The following is a 16991-nucleotide window of genomic DNA, read 5'->3' on the forward strand; positions in this document are numbered from 1 at the left end:
TTTGCGCGACGACCTGCCCGAAGGCTTTTTTACCGTGATTCCGTAGTCCTTGCGCATCACGTCGAGCACCGCCTCGAACAGCGCGGCTTTCTCCTGCGCTTCTCGCAACTGCGTCTCCAACTCCTTGATGCGCTGCTCCGGTGTGAGCGGCTTTGAGTCTTGCTTTGGCATGGTGGAACCCGATCGCGCACGCCCGGATGGATCGGCCCAATCCTGCAAGCCGTGCTTACGTAACCATACCAGTACGGTTGAGCGTCCCTGGATTCCGTAGCGTCGCTGCGCCTCTATGTACGTCAGCTCGCCTTTTTCGACCTGCGTCACCACCGACAGCTTAAAAGCCAGACTGTAGTCCCGCTGGGTCCGCTTGATCCCTTGCTCCACTTGGCACCTCTTCGTTTCGGCGAAAAAGTGTCAACCTATTTCAGGACGGGTCATCCGATAAAAAAAAGCCGCACCCTTCACGAAGGGGCGCGGCTTTTTGCATTCCGGCCGGCGGAAGAACCGGCGCGGCCGTTACGCGAGCGTTTCGGCCACTTCCGGCAGGCGCCAGTCGATCGGTTCGCGGCCCGCTTCGACCAGATAGTCGTTCGCGAGCGTGAAATGGCGGCAGCCGAGGAAGCCGCGGTGTGCCGACAGCGGCGACGGATGCGGCGCCTCGAGCACGCAATGTTCGCTCGCGTCGAACAGCGCGCGCTTCGCCTGCGCGTGCGCGCCCCACAGCATGAAGACGAGCCCGCGATGGCGGCCGGCGAGTTCGCGGATCAGCGTATCCGTGCACTGCTCCCAGCCGCGCTTCGCGTGGCTCGCGGCCGCGCCGCGCTCGACCGTCAGCACGGTGTTGAGCAGCAGCACGCCCTGGCGCGCCCAGGTGTCGAGACAGCCGTGGCGCGGCGTGTCGTGACCGAAGTTCGCGGCGATTTCCTTGAAGATGTTGCGCAGCGACGGCGGCGTGCGAACCGCCGGCGGCACCGAGAACGCGAGCCCGTGCGCCTGCGGCGTGCCGCGATCGTCGCCGTGGTACGGGTCCTGGCCGAGGATCACGACCTTCACGTCGTCCGGGCTCGTCAGGCGCAGCGCGCGGAACACGTCGGTCGGGTAGACCGTCTTGCCGGCCGCGCGCTCGGCGTCGACGAAGCGGCACAGCGGTGCATACGCGTCGCTGTCGGCAAACGGTTTCAGCACGTCGCGCCAGACGGCCGGCAGCGCGTCGAATTGCGCGGCGAGGTGCGGAACGTCGGCGGCAACGGGCTGCGGCGCCGCTGCGGCTTTCTTTGCGGGCTTGCGCCCGGCAGCGGGCGGCTCGGAAGCCGGGGACGGAATATCGGCCGGTGCCGTTTCCGGCACGGGATCATCGAACAGCGACGCCTGTTGCGGCGCGCGGGAAGTCTTGCGGGTTGCCATGCGTGATGCGTGTTTATTGCGCGCGCAGCCGGTAGCCGCGCTGCGCCTTGCTGATGTTTTCGGGAGCGAGGCCCGGCAGCGCCTGCTGCAGTTCGGCGGCGAGCGTCGCGAGCGCCGCTTCCGGGCCGTCGATCAGTTCGAGTTCGATTTCGCTGATCGGTTCGCGGCGCGTTTCGTTTTTCGCCTGGACGACGATCTCGCCGAGGTCCACCACGGCTTCGACGGTTGCGCCGCCGATTGCGATGCGCCACAGCGTACGCGAAAAATCCGTGCGGAACAGCGCGAACAGCGCGCCGGCCGCGTCATTCAATGCAGCGGCGGCTTCCGGCACGTCGCAGGCCGCGACGAGCGCATCGATCTCGAGCGCGTCGCCGGCGACCGGCAGCTCCCATTCGTGGCGGCGATGCAGGCCGCCTTCCGCGCTGCCGACCGTCTTGAACGTCTGCAGCCAGCCTTGCGGCGCGCGGCGCACGCGCACCGCGCTCTTCGAGCGGGCCAGCGCGAGATCGGGCGTGTCGTAATAGACGTTCGCGAGCGTAATATCGTGACCGGGTTCGCCGGTCAGCGTCTCGAAGAAGCGTCGCGCGGCTTCGGCCTGGCCGGCCGGCAGCGCGAGCTTGATTTCCTTTTCGATCGCCATCAGAAGAACATCCGCGCGAGTTCCTCGCCCGGCTGGTCGGCGCGCATGAACGCTTCGCCGACGAGGAACGTGTTCACGTTCGCCGCGCGCATCGTGTCGACGTCGGTGCGCGACAGGATGCCCGATTCGGTCACGACGATCCGGTCCGGCGGAATCATGTCGAGCATGTCGAGCGTGGTCTGGATCGACGTCTCGAACGTGCGCAGGTTGCGATTGTTGATGCCGACGAGCGGTGTCTTGAGCGTCAGCGCCTGTTCCATCTCGTTGCGGTCGTGCACTTCGACCAGCACGGCGAGGCCGAGCGAGTGTGCATAAGCTTCGAGATCCTGCATCAGCGGCGTGTCGAGCGCGGCGGCGATCAGCAGGATCGCATCGGCGCCCATCGCGCGCGCTTCGAGGATCTGGTACGCGTCGACGATGAAGTCCTTGCGCAGCACCGGCAGCGTGCATGCCGCGCGCGCTTCCTCGAGGTAGCGGACGCTGCCCTGGAAGAACTGCTCGTCGGTCAGCACCGACAGGCATGCAGCGCCGTGCGCCGCATACGAGCGCGCGATGTCGGCCGGCACGAAATGCTCGCGCAGCACGCCCTTCGACGGGCTCGCCTTCTTGATTTCGGCGATCACGCCGGCGTTGCCGGCCGCGTGCTTCGCACGCAGCGCACCGACGAAGTCGCGCAGGTCGCGCGCGGAGGCGTCCAGCTTCAGTGCCTCGAGCGGCGTGCTGCGCATGGCCGCCGCGACTTCTTCGCGCTTGACGGCGATGATTCGGTCGAGAATGTCGCTCATGTGGGTTCCTGCTTGATTCGTAAAGGGAGTCAGCGCTTGAACTGCTGCGTGAAGCGCACGAGTTCGTCGACCTTCGCGCGCGCCTTGCCGCTTGCGATCGCTTCGCGGGCGAGCTGGATGCCGTCCGCGATCGATTCGGCGATGTTTGCCGCATAGAGTGCGGTGCCCGCGTTCAGCGTGACGATTTCGCGCGCGACGCCCGGCTGGTTGTCCAGCGCGCCGAGCAGCATCGTGCGCGATTCGTCGGCATTTTCCACCTTCAGCGTGCGGTTCGACACCATCTGCAGGCCGAAGTCCTCCGGATGGATCTCGTATTCATGCACCTTGCCGTCGCGCAATTCGCCGACGAGCGTCGCGGCGCCGAGCGACACCTCGTCCATCCCGTCCTTGCCGTACACGACGAGCACGTGCTGCGCGCCGAGGCGCTGCATCACGCGCACCTGGATGCCGACGAGGTCGGCGTGGAACACGCCCATCAACTGGTTCGGCGCGCCGGCCGGATTGGTCAGCGGGCCGAGGATGTTGAAGATCGTGCGCACGCCCAGCTCGCGGCGCACGGCCGCGATGTTCTTCATCGCCGGGTGATGGTTCGGCGCGAACATGAAGCCCATGCCCGTTTCGGCGATCGACGCGGCAACCTGGTCGGACTGCAGGTCGATGTTCACGCCGAGCGCCTCGAGCACGTCGGCGCTGCCGGACTTGCTCGACACGCCACGGTTGCCGTGCTTCGCGACCTTCGCGCCGGCCGCGGCCGTGACGAACATCGATGCGGTCGAGATGTTGAACGTGTGCGAGCCGTCGCCGCCGGTGCCGACGATGTCGACGAAGTTCGAGTTGTCCTGCACGTCGACGTGGTGCGCGAATTCGCGCATCACGGTCGCGGCGGCGGCAATCTCGCCGATCGTCTCCTTCTTCACGCGCAGCCCGGTGATGATCGCGGCAGCCATCACGGGCGACAGGTCGCCGCGCATGATGAGCCGCATCAGGTGCAGCATCTCGTCGTGGAAGATCTCGCGGTGTTCGATCGTGCGCTGCAGCGCTTCCTGCGGGGTAATCGTCATCGTGAGGCTCCCGTCAGGCGGTTTGCGCGGCCGCGGCGCGGGCCAGCTTCAGGAAATTCTCGAGCAGCGCGTGGCCGTGCTCGGACAGGATCGATTCCGGGTGGAATTGCACCCCTTCGATCGGCAGCGTCTTGTGGCGCACGCCCATGATTTCGCCGTCGTCGGTCCATGCGGAAACCTCGAGGCAATCGGGCAGCGATTCGCGCTCGATCGCAAGCGAGTGGTAGCGCGTCACGTCGAAATGCTTCGGCAGGTCGGCGAACACGCCGTGGCAGTCGGTTTCGATCCGGCTCACCTTGCCGTGCATGATGGTCGCCGCGCGCACGACACGGCCGCCGAATGCTTCGCCGATCGCCTGGTGGCCGAGGCAGACGCCGAGGATCGGCTTCTTGCCGGAAAATTCGCGCAGCACGTCGAGCGTGATGCCCGCGTGCTGCGGGTTGCTCGGGCCCGGCGACAGGCAGATCGCGTCGGGATTCAGGCGCGCGATCTCGTCGAGCGTGATTTCGTCGTTGCGGTACGTGCGCACGTCCTCGCCCAGTTCGCCGAAGTACTGGACCAGGTTGTAGGTGAACGAGTCGTAGTTGTCGATCATGAGCAGCATGGTCAGTCTCCGGTCAGAAGTCGCTATCGAGGCCGTCCTGGACCTGTTCGGCCGCACGCAGCACCGCGCGCGCCTTGTTCTCGGTCTCTTGCCATTCGGATTCGGGTACCGAATCCGCGACGACGCCGGCCGCCGCTTGCACATACAGGTTGCCGTTGTGGATCAGGCCCGTGCGGATCGCGATCGCGAGATCCATCTCGCCCGAGAACGACAGGTAGCCGACCGCACCGCCGTACAGCCCGCGCTTGATCGGCTCGAGCTCGTCGATCAGCTCCATCGCGCGCACCTTCGGCGCGCCGGAGAGCGTGCCGGCCGGGAACGTCGCGCGCAGTACGTCGTAGTTCGTCATGCCGGGCTTCAGCTTGCCTTCGACCGAGCTGACGATGTGCTGCACGTGCGAGTACTTCTCGATGATCATCTTGTCGGTCACCTGCACCGAGCCGATTTCCGCGATGCGGCCGACGTCGTTGCGCGCGAGGTCGATCAGCATCACGTGCTCGGCGATCTCCTTCGGATCGTTGAGCAGTTCGGTCGCGAGTTCCGCGTCGCGCTCGGGCGTGTTGCCGCGCGGGCGCGTGCCGGCGAGCGGCCGGATCGTGACGATCTGGTCTTCGCCGCGCTTTTCCTGGCGCACGAGGATTTCCGGCGATGCGCCGACCACGTGGAAATCGCCGAAGTTGTAGTAATACATGTACGGCGACGGATTCAGCGAACGCAGCGCGCGATACAGCGACAGCGGATTGTCGCGGTACGGCTTCGTCAGCCGCTGGCCGACCTGGATCTGCATCAGCTCGCCGGCCGCGATGTATTCCTTCGCCTGGCGCACGGCGGCCAGATAGTCTTCCTTCTTGAACTCGCGGAACGTCTCGGTGCGCACGCTCGCCGACGTGACCGGCGGCTGCACGGTCGTACGCAGGCGCTGCTTCAGCTCGCGCAGGCGCTGTTTCGCCTTCGCGTAGGCTTCGGGCTGGCTCGGGTCCGCGTAGATGATCAGGTACAGCTTGCCGGCGAGGTTGTCGATGACCGCGACTTCCTCGGTCAGCAGCAGCTGGATGTCGGGCAGGCCGAGATCGTCGCGCGGCGCGGTATTCGCGAGCTTCTTCTCGATGTAGCGCACCGCGTCGTAGCCGAAATAGCCGGCGAGGCCGCCGCAGAAGCGCGGCAGGCCCGGACGCTGCGCCACCTTGAAGCGCGCCTGGAACGATTCGATGAATTGGAACGGGTCGCCGTCATGGGTCTCGACGACCTGGCCGTCGCGCACGACTTCCGACACGCCGTTGCGGGTGCGCACGAGCGTGCGTGCCGGCAGGCCGATGAACGAGTAGCGGCCGAAGCGTTCGCCGCCGACCACCGATTCGAGCAGGAACGAGTTGGCGCCCGCGCGTTCGGGCTGGGCCAGCTTCAGGTAGAGGGACAGCGGCGTTTCGAGATCGGCGAGGGCTTCCGCGATCAGCGGGATGCGGTTGTAGCCTTCGTTCGCGAGCGATTGGAATTCGAGTTCGGTCATGTTCCGGTCCTGTTCGGGACGAGCGGCGCGTGCGCCAGGGATCACTTGACGCTGCGCGGGCTGCCGTCGGCGAAAGGGCGGTCGATCGAGAAGTGCCTGTTGCCGGCCGGCACTCCGGGCGTGAACGTCGCGAGCCTGCGGCCGATCCTGAACGCAAGCGTTCGGGCGCGGTGGAACTCGAGGTGGTGCGACGGTCGGCGCGCGGATGCGCAGCGAGATAAAAAACGGCGCTGAAGACGTGCTTCAGCGTACCTCATCGAAGAGGTTAGCGCGACCAGCGACGCCAGGGCCAGGCTCCCCGGTCGATGCTGCTCAGACTCCGTTTTTTATTCAGAAACATGCGGATGGAAGAAATAATCAGATGGTTGGCCGGCCGGCGTTGTGCGCGGTGATCGCGCGGGCTGCGACCAGCAACGAATCGACTATACCATCCGAATTTATCGTTTGTATAGCTTTGCCGTGGTTGTAACCGTACGGCACCGTCAGCGTCGCCATCCCGGCCGCGCGGCCTGCCAGCGCATCGTTTTCCGAGTCGCCGATCGCGACCGCGGCGTCCGGCGCGACGCCGAGCGCATCGCAGGCCGTCAGCATCGGCAGCGGATCGGGCTTTTTGCGCGCGACGCTGTCGCCGCCCAGCACGATGCCGAAGCAATCGGCCAGCCCGTACTGTTCGAGCAGCTCGACCGCGAAGCGGTGCGGCTTGTTCGTCACGCACGCGAGCCGGATGCCGGCCGCGCGCAGCGCGTCGAGCCCGGCGGCCACCTCCGGATAGAGGCGCGTATGGCGGCCGTTGATCTTCGCGTATTCGGTCTGGTAGATCGCCAGCGCGTCGTCGAAGCGCGCGCGCGCTTGGTCGGCCGTGAAGCGCGGCTTCAGCACGCTCTGGATCAGGTGTTCGGAGCCCTTGCCGACATAGCCGATCACTTCGTCGCGCGACGTGGCCGGCGCGTTGAGCTGCGCGAGCATCCCGTTCAGGCCGGCCGTGAAATCGTCGGCCGTGTCGACCATCGTGCCGTCGAGATCGATCAGCGCCGCGTCGATGCGCGGTGCGGCGAAGCGGATCGGGGCGGTGTCCGTTGCGGCCCCGGCCGGCGCGTGCCCGGCGAGCGGCGATTCGGCCACGGCGTCAGCTCCGCTCGACGGTGGCGAGCGCGGCTCGCATCTCGTCGATCACCTTGCGGTAGTCGGGCTTGCCGAAGATCGCCGAACCCGCGACGAAGGTATCGGCGCCGGCCGCCGCGATTTCCGCGATGTTGTCGGCCTTTACGCCGCCGTCGACCTCGAGCAGGATCTCGCGGCCCGTGCGCTCGGTGTATGCGTCGATGCGTGCGCGTGCTTCGCGCAGCTTGTTCAGCGTTTCCGGAATGAACGACTGGCCGCCGAAGCCGGGGTTGACCGACATCAGCAGCACGAAGTCGAGGCGATCCATCACGTGGTCGAGGTAGTTCAGCGGCGTGGCCGGATTGAACACGAGGCCGGCCTTGCAGCCGTGGTCGCGGATCAGCGACAGCGTGCGGTCGATGTGATCGGAGCCTTCCGGGTGGAAGCTGATCAGGTTCGCACCGGCCTTCGCGAAATCGGGCACGATCCGGTCGACCGGGCGCACCATCAGGTGCACGTCGATCGGCACCTGCACGTGCGGGCGGATCGCCTCGCAGACGAGCGGGCCGATCGTCAGGTTCGGCACATAATGGTTGTCCATCACGTCGAAGTGAACCCAGTCGGCGCCGGCGGCGACCACGTTGCGGACTTCTTCGCCGAGCCGTGCAAAGTCGGCCGACAGGATGCTGGGAGCGATGCGGAATTGAGTCATGACAGGGGAGCGGGGACGTGGCGGCGCAAAACCGTCATTCTACCGTCCGGCGGCCGGTGCGCGGCGGCGGGCCGTGCGGTTGCGGCCCGATTGCGCATAGAATGCCGAACCAATGCGGCGCGCCCGCGGCCCGGCCGCTCGAGTCGGCGCGCGCGGTTACCTACAGCGGAAACACCATGAGTCAGTATCAGTTCACCGTTTCGGTGAAAACCAGCTACTTGCCGGAACAATCCGACCCCGATCACCGTCAATACGCATTCGCGTACACGCTGACGATCCGCAACACGGGACAGGTCGCGGCGCAGTTGATCGCGCGTCACTGGATCATCACGGACAGCGAGAGCCACGTGCAGGAAGTAAAGGGGCTCGGCGTCGTCGGGCACCAGCCGCTGCTGCAGCCGGGCGAGCACTTCGAATACACGAGTTGGGCCGTGATCGCGACGCCGGTCGGCACGATGCGCGGCGCGTACTTCTGCGTGGCGGAGGACGGCGAGCGTTTCGAGGCGCCGGTCGACGAGTTCGCACTGCACATGCCGCGCACGCTGCATTGAGCGTGCGGGGCGCGTCAGCGCGGCTGACGGTCGTTGTTGCGGGCGTGCTTCTTTCTGCCCGACGACGTCCACACGACGATGAAGATCAGCAGGGCAAGCGCTACGAAGGCTTCGAGCGCGAAGATGAGCATCGGATATTGGTCGAGAAAATCTGACATGGCGGTTTCCATCAAGAACGAACATTGTATGTGGTTTGGGCCCCGGGTGGCCGGGTGGGTGGCAGCGGCCGCGGCGGCGGCGCTGCTGGCCGCGTGCGGCGGAGCGCCGACGCGGACCTCCTCGCTGAAACCGCCGACCGGCGCGGCGGTCGTGCCGGGGCAGGTCGCCGCGAAGCGGCTCACGCCAGTCGCGTGGCAGCAGGTGCCGGGCTGGCAGGACGATTCGCTGATCGGTGCGGCGGCCGCGCTGCGGCAGAACTGCGTGCGGCTCGCGCGCCAGCCGGCCTGGCAGCGCGCTTGCGCGGCCGCCGACCGGCTCGACGAGCTCGACGTCAGCAGCGCACGCATCTTCTTCGAAACGTATTTCACGCCGTTCCAGCTCGCGAACACCGACGGTACGCTCGACGGGCTCGTGACCGGCTATTACGAGCCGCTGCTGCATGGTTCGCGCGTTCGCCGCGGCCCGTACCAGTACGCGCTCTATCGCTGGCCGGCCGGTTATCGCGCGGGTGCCGCGCTGCCGGTGCGCGCGCAGCTCGAGCGCGCCGGCATCCTGAACGGCAACGAACTCGTGTGGGTCGATGATCCGATCGAGGCGTTCTTCCTGCAGGTGCAGGGCTCGGGACGCGTGCTGCTCGACGACGGTTCGGTGATGCGGGTCGGCTTCGGCGGCACCAACAACCAGCCGTACCGTTCGATCGGCAAGTGGCTGCTCGATCGCGGCGAACTGACGCCGGCACAGGCGACGATGCAGGGCATCAAGGCGTGGGCGAAGGCGAATCCGAACCGCGTCGACGCACTGCTCGACACGAATCCGCGGTTCGTGTTCTTCCGCGACATGCCGATCAAGGAAGATGCGCCGCACGGCGGCGCGGACGGCCCGATCGGCGCGCTCGGCGTGCCGCTGACGCCGGAGCGTTCGATCGCGGTCGACCCGTCGTCGATCCCGCTCGGCACGCCCGTGTTCCTGCAGACCACGCGTCCGCTGACGAATACGCCGATGAACCGGCTCGTGTTCGCGCAGGATACGGGCTCCGCGATCAAGGGCGGCGTGCGGGCCGACTATTTCTGGGGGCTCGGCGACGACGCAGGCGACCAGGCCGGCCGCATGAAGCAGGTCGGCCGGATGTGGCTGCTGTTCCCGAATTCGTGATGCACGGCGGCCACGTTGGCCGCGCGAACGTAGCGGCGCCGGTGTTCCATGCGAAACGCCTGATGTGACGCGATGTGACGGGCCGTGCCCGAGACGAAACAGCCCGATCGGTTTTGGCCGGTCGGGCTGTTTCCATTTGGTGCGACGGGATTGCTGTTCCGCGCGGCTGGCGCGCAGCGCCTGGCGTCAGCCCTTGCGCTTGTCGACGACGCGACGCGCCTTGCCGACCGAGCGCTCGATTCCGTACACGGGCAGCACGTTGATCACGGCCGTCACGCCGATCAGCGACTTGATGTCGTGCGCGAGCGCCTGTTTCGCTGCGTGGATCGCCGCCGTATCCGGCGCGGTTTCGGGGCAGGGCTCGACGTTGAGCGTCAGCACGTCGAGCGGACCTTCCTTCGTCAGTACGATCTGATAGTGCGGTGCGAGCGCGCGCTGCTTGAGCAACTGTTCCTCGATTTGCGTCGGGAACACATTGACGCCGCGCACGATCATCATGTCGTCCGAACGGCCGGTGATCTTTTCCATCCGGCGCATCGTGCGAGCGGTACCGGGCAACAGGCGCGTGAGGTCGCGTGTCCGGTAGCGGATGATCGGCAGCGCTTCCTTCGTCAGCGACGTGAACACGAGCTCGCCGAGTTCGCCGTCCGGAAGCACTGCGCCGGTTTCAGGATCGATGATTTCCGGATAGAAGTGGTCTTCCCAGATGGTCGGGCCGTCTTTGGTCTCGACGCATTCGGACGCGACGCCGGGGCCCATCACTTCGGACAGCCCGTAGATGTCGACGGCGTCGATGCCCATCCGCTGCTCGATCGCGACGCGCATGTCGTTGGTCCATGGCTCCGCACCGAAGATGCCGATGCGCAGCGAACTCTGCACGGGATCGAGGCCCTGGCGCTCGATTTCGTCGGCGATCGACAGCATATAGCTCGGCGTTACCATGATGATGTCGGGCCGGAAATCCTGGATCAGTTGCACCTGCTTCTCGGTCTGGCCGCCACCGAACGGGATCACGGTCAGCCCCGCGCGTTCGGCACCGTAGTGCGCGCCGAGCCCGCCGGTGAACAAGCCGTAGCCGTAGCTGACGTGTACCTTGTCGCCGCGGCGCGCACCGGCGGCGCGGATCGAGCGCGCGACGAGATTCGCCCACGTATCGATGTCGCCCGCCGTGTAGCCGACGACCGTCGGCTTGCCGGTTGTGCCCGACGACGCATGGATGCGCGAGATCTGGTCATGCGACACCGCGAACATCCCGAACGGGTAGTTGTCGCGCAAGTCGCCCTTGGTCGTGAACGGGAAGCGCGACAGGTCGGCGAGCGTCTTCAGGTCGTCGGGATGCACGCCCGCGTCGTCGAACTTGCGACGATAGACGGGGGAGTGGTCATACGCATGCCGGAGCGACCACTTGAGGCGTTCGAGCTGCAGCGCGGTCAGCTCGTCGCGTGAGGCGGTCTCGATCGGCTCGAGCGGTAGCGGGGTAGTCATGCATGTCTCCAGTGTTTGTTATGTGCGAGCCGTCGACGTCAGCGGTCTTCCGGGATGACCGTGCCTTTGATCTGGGCGGATTTGCCGCGAAACATCGCGACCGTTTCGCCGGCCTGGTTCGTGACACGGATATCGTAGATGCCGTGGCGGCCGGCGCGCGCCTGTTCGATCGCCTCGGCCGTCAGCACGTCGTCGCCGTACACCGGGCGCAGGAATTCGATCGAGCAGCCGGCCGCGACCGTGCTCAGGTTGTACGAGTTGCACGCGAACGCGAACGTCGAATCCGCGAGCGTGAAGATGATCCCGCCGTGGCAGGTCTGATGCCCGTTCAGGAATTCGGGGCGCACGCGCATCTGCATGCGGGCGTAGCCGGCGCGTACTTCGGTGATTTCCATGCCGAATGCGCGGCTGCATGCATCTGCGTCGTACATGGCCCGCGCAGTTGCGAGGGCGAGCGAATCGGGGTCGAGCGTAGCGGTGGCATTCGTCATGTTCAACGGCCCTCGAAGCGCGGCGCGCGCTTCTCGATGAATGCCTTGACGCCTTCCGCGTAGTCGTGCGACTGGCCGAGCTTGTGCTGCAGATCGCGTTCCAGGTCGAGCTGCTGGTCGAGTGTGTTCGTGACGCTGTCGCGCATCGATTGCTTGATCGATGCGATCGCGAGCGTCGGCTGCTGCGCGAGCTGGGTTGCGAGCTGGCGGGCCGACGCGGCGAGTGCGTCGTCGTCGACCGCGCGCCAGATCAGGCCCCATTGCTCCGCCTGTTCGGCGCCGAGCTTGTCGCCGGTCAGCGCGAGCCCCAGCGCGCGCGCCATGCCGACGCGTTGCGGCAGGAACCACGTGCCGCCCGAATCGGGTACGAGCCCGATCTTGACGAAGGCCTGGATGAAACTGCTCGAGCGTGCGGCGAACACGAGATCGCATGCAAGCGCGAGATTCGCACCGGCGCCGGCCGCCGTGCCGTTGACGGCGGCGATCACCGGAATCGGCAGACGCTGCAGGCGGCGGATCAGCGGATTGAAATGCTCGTCGATCAGCGTACCGAGGTCGGTGGACGCGCCCGGCGTGAAGTCGAGGTCGGCCAGGTCCTGGCCTGCGCAGAAGCCGCGCCCCGCACCCGTCAGAATCAGCGCGCGTGCGCCGGCCGCTTCGACTTCATCGAGTGCCGACTGCAGTTCGCGATGCATCGCCCGCGTGAAGCTGTTCAGCTTGTCGGGGCGGTTGAGGGTGATCGTGGCCACGCGCGCGGCCTGATCGATATCCAGCTGGATCGCCTGATAGGACATGCAGTATCTCCTTCATGACTTCGTTATAGGCGCGCGGCGCGTCGGTTACACGCGTTCGATCGCGAGTGCGATGCCCTGGCCGACGCCGATGCACATCGTACAGAGCGCAAAGCGGCCGCCCGTACGCTCGAGTTGATGGAGCGCCGTGGTCACGAGCCGGGCGCCCGATGCGCCGAGTGGATGGCCGAGCGCGATCGCGCCGCCGTTCGGGTTCACACGCGGATCGTCGTCGGCAACGCCGAGCATGCGCAGCACCGCGAGACCCTGCGACGCGAATGCCTCGTTCAGTTCGATCACGTCGAACTGGTCGATGGTCATCCCGAGCTGGCGCAGCAGTTTCTGCGTGGCCGGCGCGGGGCCGATGCCCATCACGCGCGGCGCGACGCCGGCGGTTGCCATGCCGACGACGCGCGCACGTCGGCGCAGGCCATACTGGTCGGCCGCCTGCGCATTGGCGAGCAGCAGCGCGCATGCGCCGTCGTTGACGCCCGATGCGTTGCCGGCCGTCACCGAGCCGTCCGGACGCACGACGCCCTTCAACTTTGCCAGCGCTTCGAGCGACGTCTCGCGTGGATGCTCGTCGCGCGACACGACCACCGGATCGCCCTTCTTTTGCGGAATCGTGACCGCGACGATTTCCTCGGCGAGCGTGCCGTCCTGCTGCGCACGCGCGGCCTTCTGCTGGCTGCGCAGCGCGAACAGGTCCTGGTCGGCGCGGCTGATGTCGTAGTCGATCGCAACGTTCTCGGCCGTCTCGGGCATCGAATCGACGCCGTGCAGCTGTTTCATCAGCGGATTGACGAAGCGCCAGCCGATCGTCGTATCGAAGATATCGGCCTGGCGCGCGAACGCGCTCGCGGCCTTGCCCATCACGAACGGCGCGCGCGTCATGCTCTCGACGCCGCCCGCGATCATCAGGCGCGCCTCGCCCGCCTTGATCGCGCGTGCTGCCGTGCCGACCGCGTCCATCCCGGAGCCGCACAGCCGGTTCAGCGTCGTGCCCGGCACGTCGGTCGGCAGGCCCGCCAGCAGCGCCGACATGCGCGCGACGTTGCGGTTGTCCTCGCCGGCCTGGTTCGCGCAGCCGTAGATCACGTCGTCGATCGCCGTCCAGTCGACGTCGCGGTTGCGCTCGATCAGCGCCTTGAGCGGCACCGCGCCGAGATCGTCGGCGCGGACATCTTTCAGGGCGCCGCCGTAGCGGCCGATGGGGGTGCGAATCGCATCGCAGATATAGGCGTCTGTCATGGGCGTATCGATGAGCAACGAACCCGCCGGGTGGCGGATTCGTTCATGGTAGAGAACGTGGCGGCGTTTGCACGTCGGCCATTCGGGTTATGCCGTTTGGCCCGCTTCCGCAGGTACCGCCTTCGGGGCAACATGGACACGGCTCTGCACCACGCGGAACCGGTTGGCGACGAACGCCGGGTCGGCCAGCGCCGCGTTGGCTGCCGGGTTCGCGCCGGTGCCGTGGAAATCGGAGAACGCGGCCGACTGGTTGACGAACACGCCGCCCGTCAGGTTGATCGACAGCGCGACTCCGCCGTGCACCGCAGCGTCGTGTGCGGCGTCGACGATTGCGTCGTCGGTGCTGTAGACGGAGAGGGTCAGTGCGCCATGTTCCGCCGCGATTTCACCGGCGAGATCGAGCGACTGCGCGGTCGAGTCGGTCGCAATCACGAACGAGATCGGGCCGAACCACTCCTGCGTGAACTTCTCGCGATCGGCCACGTCGAGTTGCAGCACGAGCGGCGTGCGCACGCGGGCGTCGGGGAATGCGGGGTGCTGGAGGGTCAGGCTGTCGGCGAGCACGCGGCCGAGCTGGCGAGCGTCGTCGATACGCGCGGTCACGCCGTCGTTCTGGATCGCGCCGATCAGTTCGACCGAGCGCGCCGGGTCGCCGGTGAGCTTTTGCACGGCCACCGCGATTGCCTGCGCGACTTCGTCGAAGCTCGCATGGCCGTCCGCCGTCCGGATGCCGTCGCGCGGCACGTAGATGTTCTGCGGCGCCGTGCACATCTGGCCGGAGTACAGTGCCAGCGAGAATGCGATGTTCTTGGCCGTGGCCTTCAGGTCGTCGGTCGAGTCGATCACGATCTGGTTGACGCCCGCCTTCTCGGTATAGACCTGTGCCTGGTGGGCATGGCGTTCGAGCCACGTGCCGTTCTGCGTGCTGCCCGTGAAGTCGATCAGCTTGATCTCGGGGCGCAGCGCGAGGTCCTGAACGAGTGCGCCGTCGTTGGGCTCGGTTGCGAGGAGCGTGACAACGTTCGGATCGAACCCGGCTTCGCGCAGCACGTCGCGAGCAATCCGGACCGTGACCGCGAGCGGCAGGATCGCGCCCGGATGCGGTTTGACGATCACGGTGTTACCGGTCGCCAGGTCGGCGAACAGGCCCGGGTAGCCGTTCCAGGTCGGGAACGTGCAGCAGCCGAGCACGAGTCCCGTACCGCGCGGGACGATCGTGTAGCGCTTGTGCATCGCGAGCGGCGGGTTCTTGCCTTGCGGCTTTTCCCAGTGCGCGTCGGCCGGGATGCGGCGCAGTTCGTCCCATGCATAGGCGACTGCCTCGAGCGCGCGATCCTGCGCGTGCGGGCCGCCGGCCTGGAACGCCATCATGAAGGCCTGCCCCGTGGTGTGCATCACGCTGTAGGCGATTTCGAAGCTCGCGCGGTTCAGGCGCGCGAGGATTTCGAGGCTGACGCCGATCCAGGCGCTCGGGCCGGCTTCGCGCCACGTGCGTTGCGCGGCCGCCGCGGCGGCGATCAGTGCGTCGGGCGTCGACTTCGGATAACGGATGCCCAGCGCGATGCCGTACGGCGACCGTTCCGCGCCGACCGTTTCGCCGGACGCGGGCTGGTCGAGCGCGAACGTCTTGTCGAGGTGCGACTTGAAGGCGGCCTCGCCGTCGGCGCTCGCGCTTTCCCCGTACACTTTGGGACTCGGCATTTCGGCGAACGGGCTCCAGTACCCGCGGCTCTCGATGGCGGCGAGTGCGTGCTTCAGCGTGTCTTCGTGCTTCGTGAACAGTGCATGGGTCATGGCGGCGGCCTGATGGACGTTGAGAGGGGTTGGATCGATTAATTAACCGACCGGTTGGTCGAAGAATGGTAGCATCAAACTATTCGCATGTGCGAGGCGTTTCTCATTTCATTGATCGTGGAGAAATAGATGGCTTACGAGAACATCCTGGTGGAGACCCGGGGGCGTGTCGGGCTGGTTACGCTGAACCGACCGAAGGCGCTGAACGCGCTGAACGATGCGCTGATGGATGAGTTGGGCGACGCACTGAAGGCGTTCGATGCGGACGACGGCATCGGCGCGATCGTCGTGACAGGGAGCGAGAAGGCGTTCGCGGCCGGCGCGGACATCGGCATGATGGCGACCTACTCCTATATGGATGTTTATCGGGGCGACTACATCACGCGCAACTGGGAGACGGTCCGCGAGATCCGCAAGCCGATCATCGCTGCGGTTTCGGGTTTTGCGCTGGGCGGCGGCTGCGAGCTTGCAATGATGTGCGACATCATCTTCGCGGCGGACACGGCCAAGTTCGGCCAGCCGGAAATCAAGCTGGGCGTCATGCCGGGCGCGGGCGGCACGCAGCGCCTGCCGCGCGCGGTGTCGAAGGCGAAGGCGATGGATATGTGCCTGACCGCGCGCTTCATGGACGCCGCCGAAGCGGAGCGCGCGGGGCTCGTGTCGCGCGTGCTGCCGGCCGACAAGTTGCTCGACGAGGCGATTGCCGCCGCGATGACGATCGCCGAGTTTTCGCTGCCGGCGGTCATGATGGTCAAGGAGTCCGTGAACCGCGCGTACGAGACGACGCTGGCCGAAGGCGTCCACTTCGAGCGCCGGCTGTTCCATTCGCTGTTCGCGACCGAAGACCAGAAGGAGGGGATGGCGGCATTCGTCGAGAAGCGGAAGCCGGCGTTCAAGAACCGCTAATCGGATTACGCTGAGGCCGGTGTCCGGCGACTGGTTGGTACCGGTTGTCGGCGCGATTGCCCGGCCCAATCTATCAAGAGCCTCCGTGCGCGGCAGCGCACGGAGGCTTTTTCAAAATATTTTCACAAAGAGGCTTGCGCGAACGGCGGCGGCTGCATAGAATCACGCCTCTTTCGCGCTAACGGAAACGCAGCGCGGAAGGGGAAGCGGAGCTGGCGGGGGGCTGCGGTCTGGAGCGCACCACTGGCGAAGGAAGATGGACCCCGCAGTCGCAACGATGTCGTGTAAAAAGTTGTTGACGAGCTGCGAAACACGGTTCATAATCTCGCTTCTCTGCTGCTGAAAACGCAGCGCTGCTGAGAAACACGAAGTTTCTCGCAGAAATGCTCTTTAAAAATTAACAGCCGATAAGTGTGGGCGCTTGATGGAAGCGAGCTGATCCTCGGATCAGATAGCGAAAGTATCAAGAGTCTCACACTAAAGTAAGTCAGGTTTATGAAGCAATTCATATTCCTGTCAGCTTTGAGTGAGCGACCGGTTCTTAACCGAACCGAAAAACAGTAACAGGTTTAAACTGAAGAGTTTGATCCTGGCTCAGAT

At 66.1% G+C, this 16991-nt stretch carries 17 protein-coding genes and 1 pseudogene; 3 read left to right on the forward strand and 15 right to left on the reverse strand.

From position 1 onward, the window contains the following. From BFF94_RS36905 to rpe, 9 genes and pseudogenes are all read right to left on the reverse strand, one after another. Nucleotides 1–381: pseudogene (locus BFF94_RS36905) on the reverse strand (IS3 family transposase); the annotation flags it as partial. 132 nt (nucleotides 382–513) lie between these two features. Beyond that, nucleotides 514–1401 (reverse strand): uracil-DNA glycosylase, encoded by an 888-nt coding sequence (locus tag BFF94_RS36910; protein WP_128842995.1) that lies wholly within the window; start codon nucleotides 1399–1401, stop codon nucleotides 514–516. A 13-nt stretch (nucleotides 1402–1414) separates the two neighbouring features. After that, nucleotides 1415–2041, reverse strand: coding sequence for a CYTH domain-containing protein (locus BFF94_RS36915; protein ID WP_128842994.1), 627 nt, complete (start codon nucleotides 2039–2041; stop codon nucleotides 1415–1417). Next, nucleotides 2041–2826, reverse strand: coding sequence for an indole-3-glycerol phosphate synthase TrpC (gene trpC / locus BFF94_RS36920; RefSeq protein ID WP_128842993.1), 786 nt, complete (start codon nucleotides 2824–2826; stop codon nucleotides 2041–2043). Before trpC ends, BFF94_RS36915 begins: the two co-directional genes overlap by 1 nt. A 29-nt stretch (nucleotides 2827–2855) precedes the next feature. Then, nucleotides 2856–3887 (reverse strand): anthranilate phosphoribosyltransferase, encoded by a 1032-nt coding sequence (gene trpD, locus BFF94_RS36925; protein ID WP_219140445.1) that lies wholly within the window; start codon nucleotides 3885–3887, stop codon nucleotides 2856–2858. A 13-nt stretch (nucleotides 3888–3900) separates the two neighbouring features. After that, complete coding sequence (locus BFF94_RS36930; protein WP_128842992.1) at nucleotides 3901–4491, reverse strand: aminodeoxychorismate/anthranilate synthase component II; 591 nt, start codon at nucleotides 4489–4491, stop codon at nucleotides 3901–3903. A 13-nt stretch (nucleotides 4492–4504) separates the two neighbouring features. Continuing rightward, nucleotides 4505–5998, reverse strand: a complete 1494-nt coding sequence (trpE, locus tag BFF94_RS36935; protein ID WP_128842991.1) for an anthranilate synthase component I — start codon at nucleotides 5996–5998, stop codon at nucleotides 4505–4507. A 357-nt stretch (nucleotides 5999–6355) separates the two neighbouring features. Further along, complete coding sequence (locus BFF94_RS36940; protein WP_128842990.1) at nucleotides 6356–7120, reverse strand: phosphoglycolate phosphatase; 765 nt, start codon at nucleotides 7118–7120, stop codon at nucleotides 6356–6358. 4 nt (nucleotides 7121–7124) lie between these two features. Further along, nucleotides 7125–7811, reverse strand: a complete 687-nt coding sequence (rpe, locus tag BFF94_RS36945) for a ribulose-phosphate 3-epimerase (RefSeq protein ID WP_128842989.1) — start codon at nucleotides 7809–7811, stop codon at nucleotides 7125–7127. Nucleotides 7812–7987: 176 nt separating this feature from the next. Between rpe and apaG the strand changes: the two genes are divergently transcribed. Next, a complete protein-coding gene (gene apaG / locus BFF94_RS36950; RefSeq protein WP_006477037.1) occupies nucleotides 7988–8362 on the forward strand; it encodes a Co2+/Mg2+ efflux facilitator ApaG/CorD in 375 nt (124 codons plus the stop codon). Between the two features lie 14 nt (nucleotides 8363–8376). Here the strand turns inward: apaG and BFF94_RS38105 are convergent, their stop codons facing one another. Further along, nucleotides 8377–8520 (reverse strand): hypothetical protein, encoded by a 144-nt coding sequence (locus tag BFF94_RS38105; protein ID WP_014898203.1) that lies wholly within the window; start codon nucleotides 8518–8520, stop codon nucleotides 8377–8379. 28 nt (nucleotides 8521–8548) lie between these two features. Between BFF94_RS38105 and mltA the strand changes: the two genes are divergently transcribed. Continuing rightward, complete coding sequence (mltA, locus tag BFF94_RS36955; protein WP_246637503.1) at nucleotides 8549–9673, forward strand: murein transglycosylase A; 1125 nt, start codon at nucleotides 8549–8551, stop codon at nucleotides 9671–9673. A gap of 186 nt (nucleotides 9674–9859) precedes the next feature. Here the strand turns inward: mltA and paaK are convergent, their stop codons facing one another. From paaK to paaN, 5 genes are all read right to left on the reverse strand, one after another. Beyond that, complete coding sequence (gene paaK, locus BFF94_RS36960; protein ID WP_128842987.1) at nucleotides 9860–11158, reverse strand: phenylacetate--CoA ligase PaaK; 1299 nt, start codon at nucleotides 11156–11158, stop codon at nucleotides 9860–9862. Nucleotides 11159–11196: 38 nt separating this feature from the next. Next, complete coding sequence (gene paaI, locus BFF94_RS36965; protein ID WP_128842986.1) at nucleotides 11197–11649, reverse strand: hydroxyphenylacetyl-CoA thioesterase PaaI; 453 nt, start codon at nucleotides 11647–11649, stop codon at nucleotides 11197–11199. Nucleotides 11650–11651: 2 nt separating this feature from the next. After that, nucleotides 11652–12443 carry a 2-(1,2-epoxy-1,2-dihydrophenyl)acetyl-CoA isomerase PaaG gene (gene paaG / locus BFF94_RS36970; RefSeq protein ID WP_128842985.1) on the reverse strand — a complete coding sequence of 264 codons (792 nt, stop codon included), beginning with the start codon at nucleotides 12441–12443 and terminating at the stop codon, nucleotides 11652–11654. 45 nt (nucleotides 12444–12488) lie between these two features. Beyond that, nucleotides 12489–13691 (reverse strand): 3-oxoadipyl-CoA thiolase, encoded by a 1203-nt coding sequence (gene pcaF / locus BFF94_RS36975; RefSeq protein ID WP_219140447.1) that lies wholly within the window; start codon nucleotides 13689–13691, stop codon nucleotides 12489–12491. 87 nt (nucleotides 13692–13778) lie between these two features. Beyond that, nucleotides 13779–15485: a phenylacetic acid degradation protein PaaN gene (gene paaN, locus BFF94_RS36980; RefSeq protein WP_128848005.1), complete on the reverse strand. Its 1707-nt coding sequence runs from the start codon at nucleotides 15483–15485 to the stop codon at nucleotides 13779–13781. Between the two features lie 129 nt (nucleotides 15486–15614). On the opposite strand from paaN, the gene BFF94_RS36985 reads away from it, so the two are divergent. Then, nucleotides 15615–16391 carry an enoyl-CoA hydratase gene (locus tag BFF94_RS36985; RefSeq protein WP_128848002.1) on the forward strand — a complete coding sequence of 259 codons (777 nt, stop codon included), beginning with the start codon at nucleotides 15615–15617 and terminating at the stop codon, nucleotides 16389–16391. Nucleotides 16392–16991 lie beyond the last annotated feature (600 nt).

The organism is Burkholderia catarinensis (genome assembly GCF_001883705.2).
Classification (GTDB): domain Bacteria; phylum Pseudomonadota; class Gammaproteobacteria; order Burkholderiales; family Burkholderiaceae; genus Burkholderia; species Burkholderia catarinensis.

Coding starts and splice junctions, on each gene's coding strand:
- paaK (WP_128842987.1), bottom strand. CDS start 11,158: ATGACTACCCCGCTACCGCTCGAGCCGATCGAGACCGCCTCACGCGAC.
- trpE (WP_128842991.1), bottom strand. CDS start 5,998: ATGACCGAACTCGAATTCCAATCGCTCGCGAACGAAGGCTACAACCGC.
- BFF94_RS36915 (WP_128842994.1), bottom strand. CDS start 2,041: ATGGCGATCGAAAAGGAAATCAAGCTCGCGCTGCCGGCCGGCCAGGCC.
- BFF94_RS38105 (WP_014898203.1), bottom strand. CDS start 8,520: ATGTCAGATTTTCTCGACCAATATCCGATGCTCATCTTCGCGCTCGAA.
- rpe (WP_128842989.1), bottom strand. CDS start 7,811: ATGACTCAATTCCGCATCGCTCCCAGCATCCTGTCGGCCGACTTTGCA.
- mltA (WP_246637503.1), top strand. CDS start 8,549: ATGTGGTTTGGGCCCCGGGTGGCCGGGTGGGTGGCAGCGGCCGCGGCG.
- paaN (WP_128848005.1), bottom strand. CDS start 15,485: ATGACCCATGCACTGTTCACGAAGCACGAAGACACGCTGAAGCACGCA.
- trpC (WP_128842993.1), bottom strand. CDS start 2,826: ATGAGCGACATTCTCGACCGAATCATCGCCGTCAAGCGCGAAGAAGTC.
- BFF94_RS36910 (WP_128842995.1), bottom strand. CDS start 1,401: ATGGCAACCCGCAAGACTTCCCGCGCGCCGCAACAGGCGTCGCTGTTC.
- apaG (WP_006477037.1), top strand. CDS start 7,988: ATGAGTCAGTATCAGTTCACCGTTTCGGTGAAAACCAGCTACTTGCCG.
- paaG (WP_128842985.1), bottom strand. CDS start 12,443: ATGTCCTATCAGGCGATCCAGCTGGATATCGATCAGGCCGCGCGCGTG.
- trpD (WP_219140445.1), bottom strand. CDS start 3,887: ATGACGATTACCCCGCAGGAAGCGCTGCAGCGCACGATCGAACACCGC.
- BFF94_RS36985 (WP_128848002.1), top strand. CDS start 15,615: ATGGCTTACGAGAACATCCTGGTGGAGACCCGGGGGCGTGTCGGGCTG.
- BFF94_RS36930 (WP_128842992.1), bottom strand. CDS start 4,491: ATGCTGCTCATGATCGACAACTACGACTCGTTCACCTACAACCTGGTC.
- pcaF (WP_219140447.1), bottom strand. CDS start 13,691: ATGACAGACGCCTATATCTGCGATGCGATTCGCACCCCCATCGGCCGC.
- paaI (WP_128842986.1), bottom strand. CDS start 11,649: ATGACGAATGCCACCGCTACGCTCGACCCCGATTCGCTCGCCCTCGCA.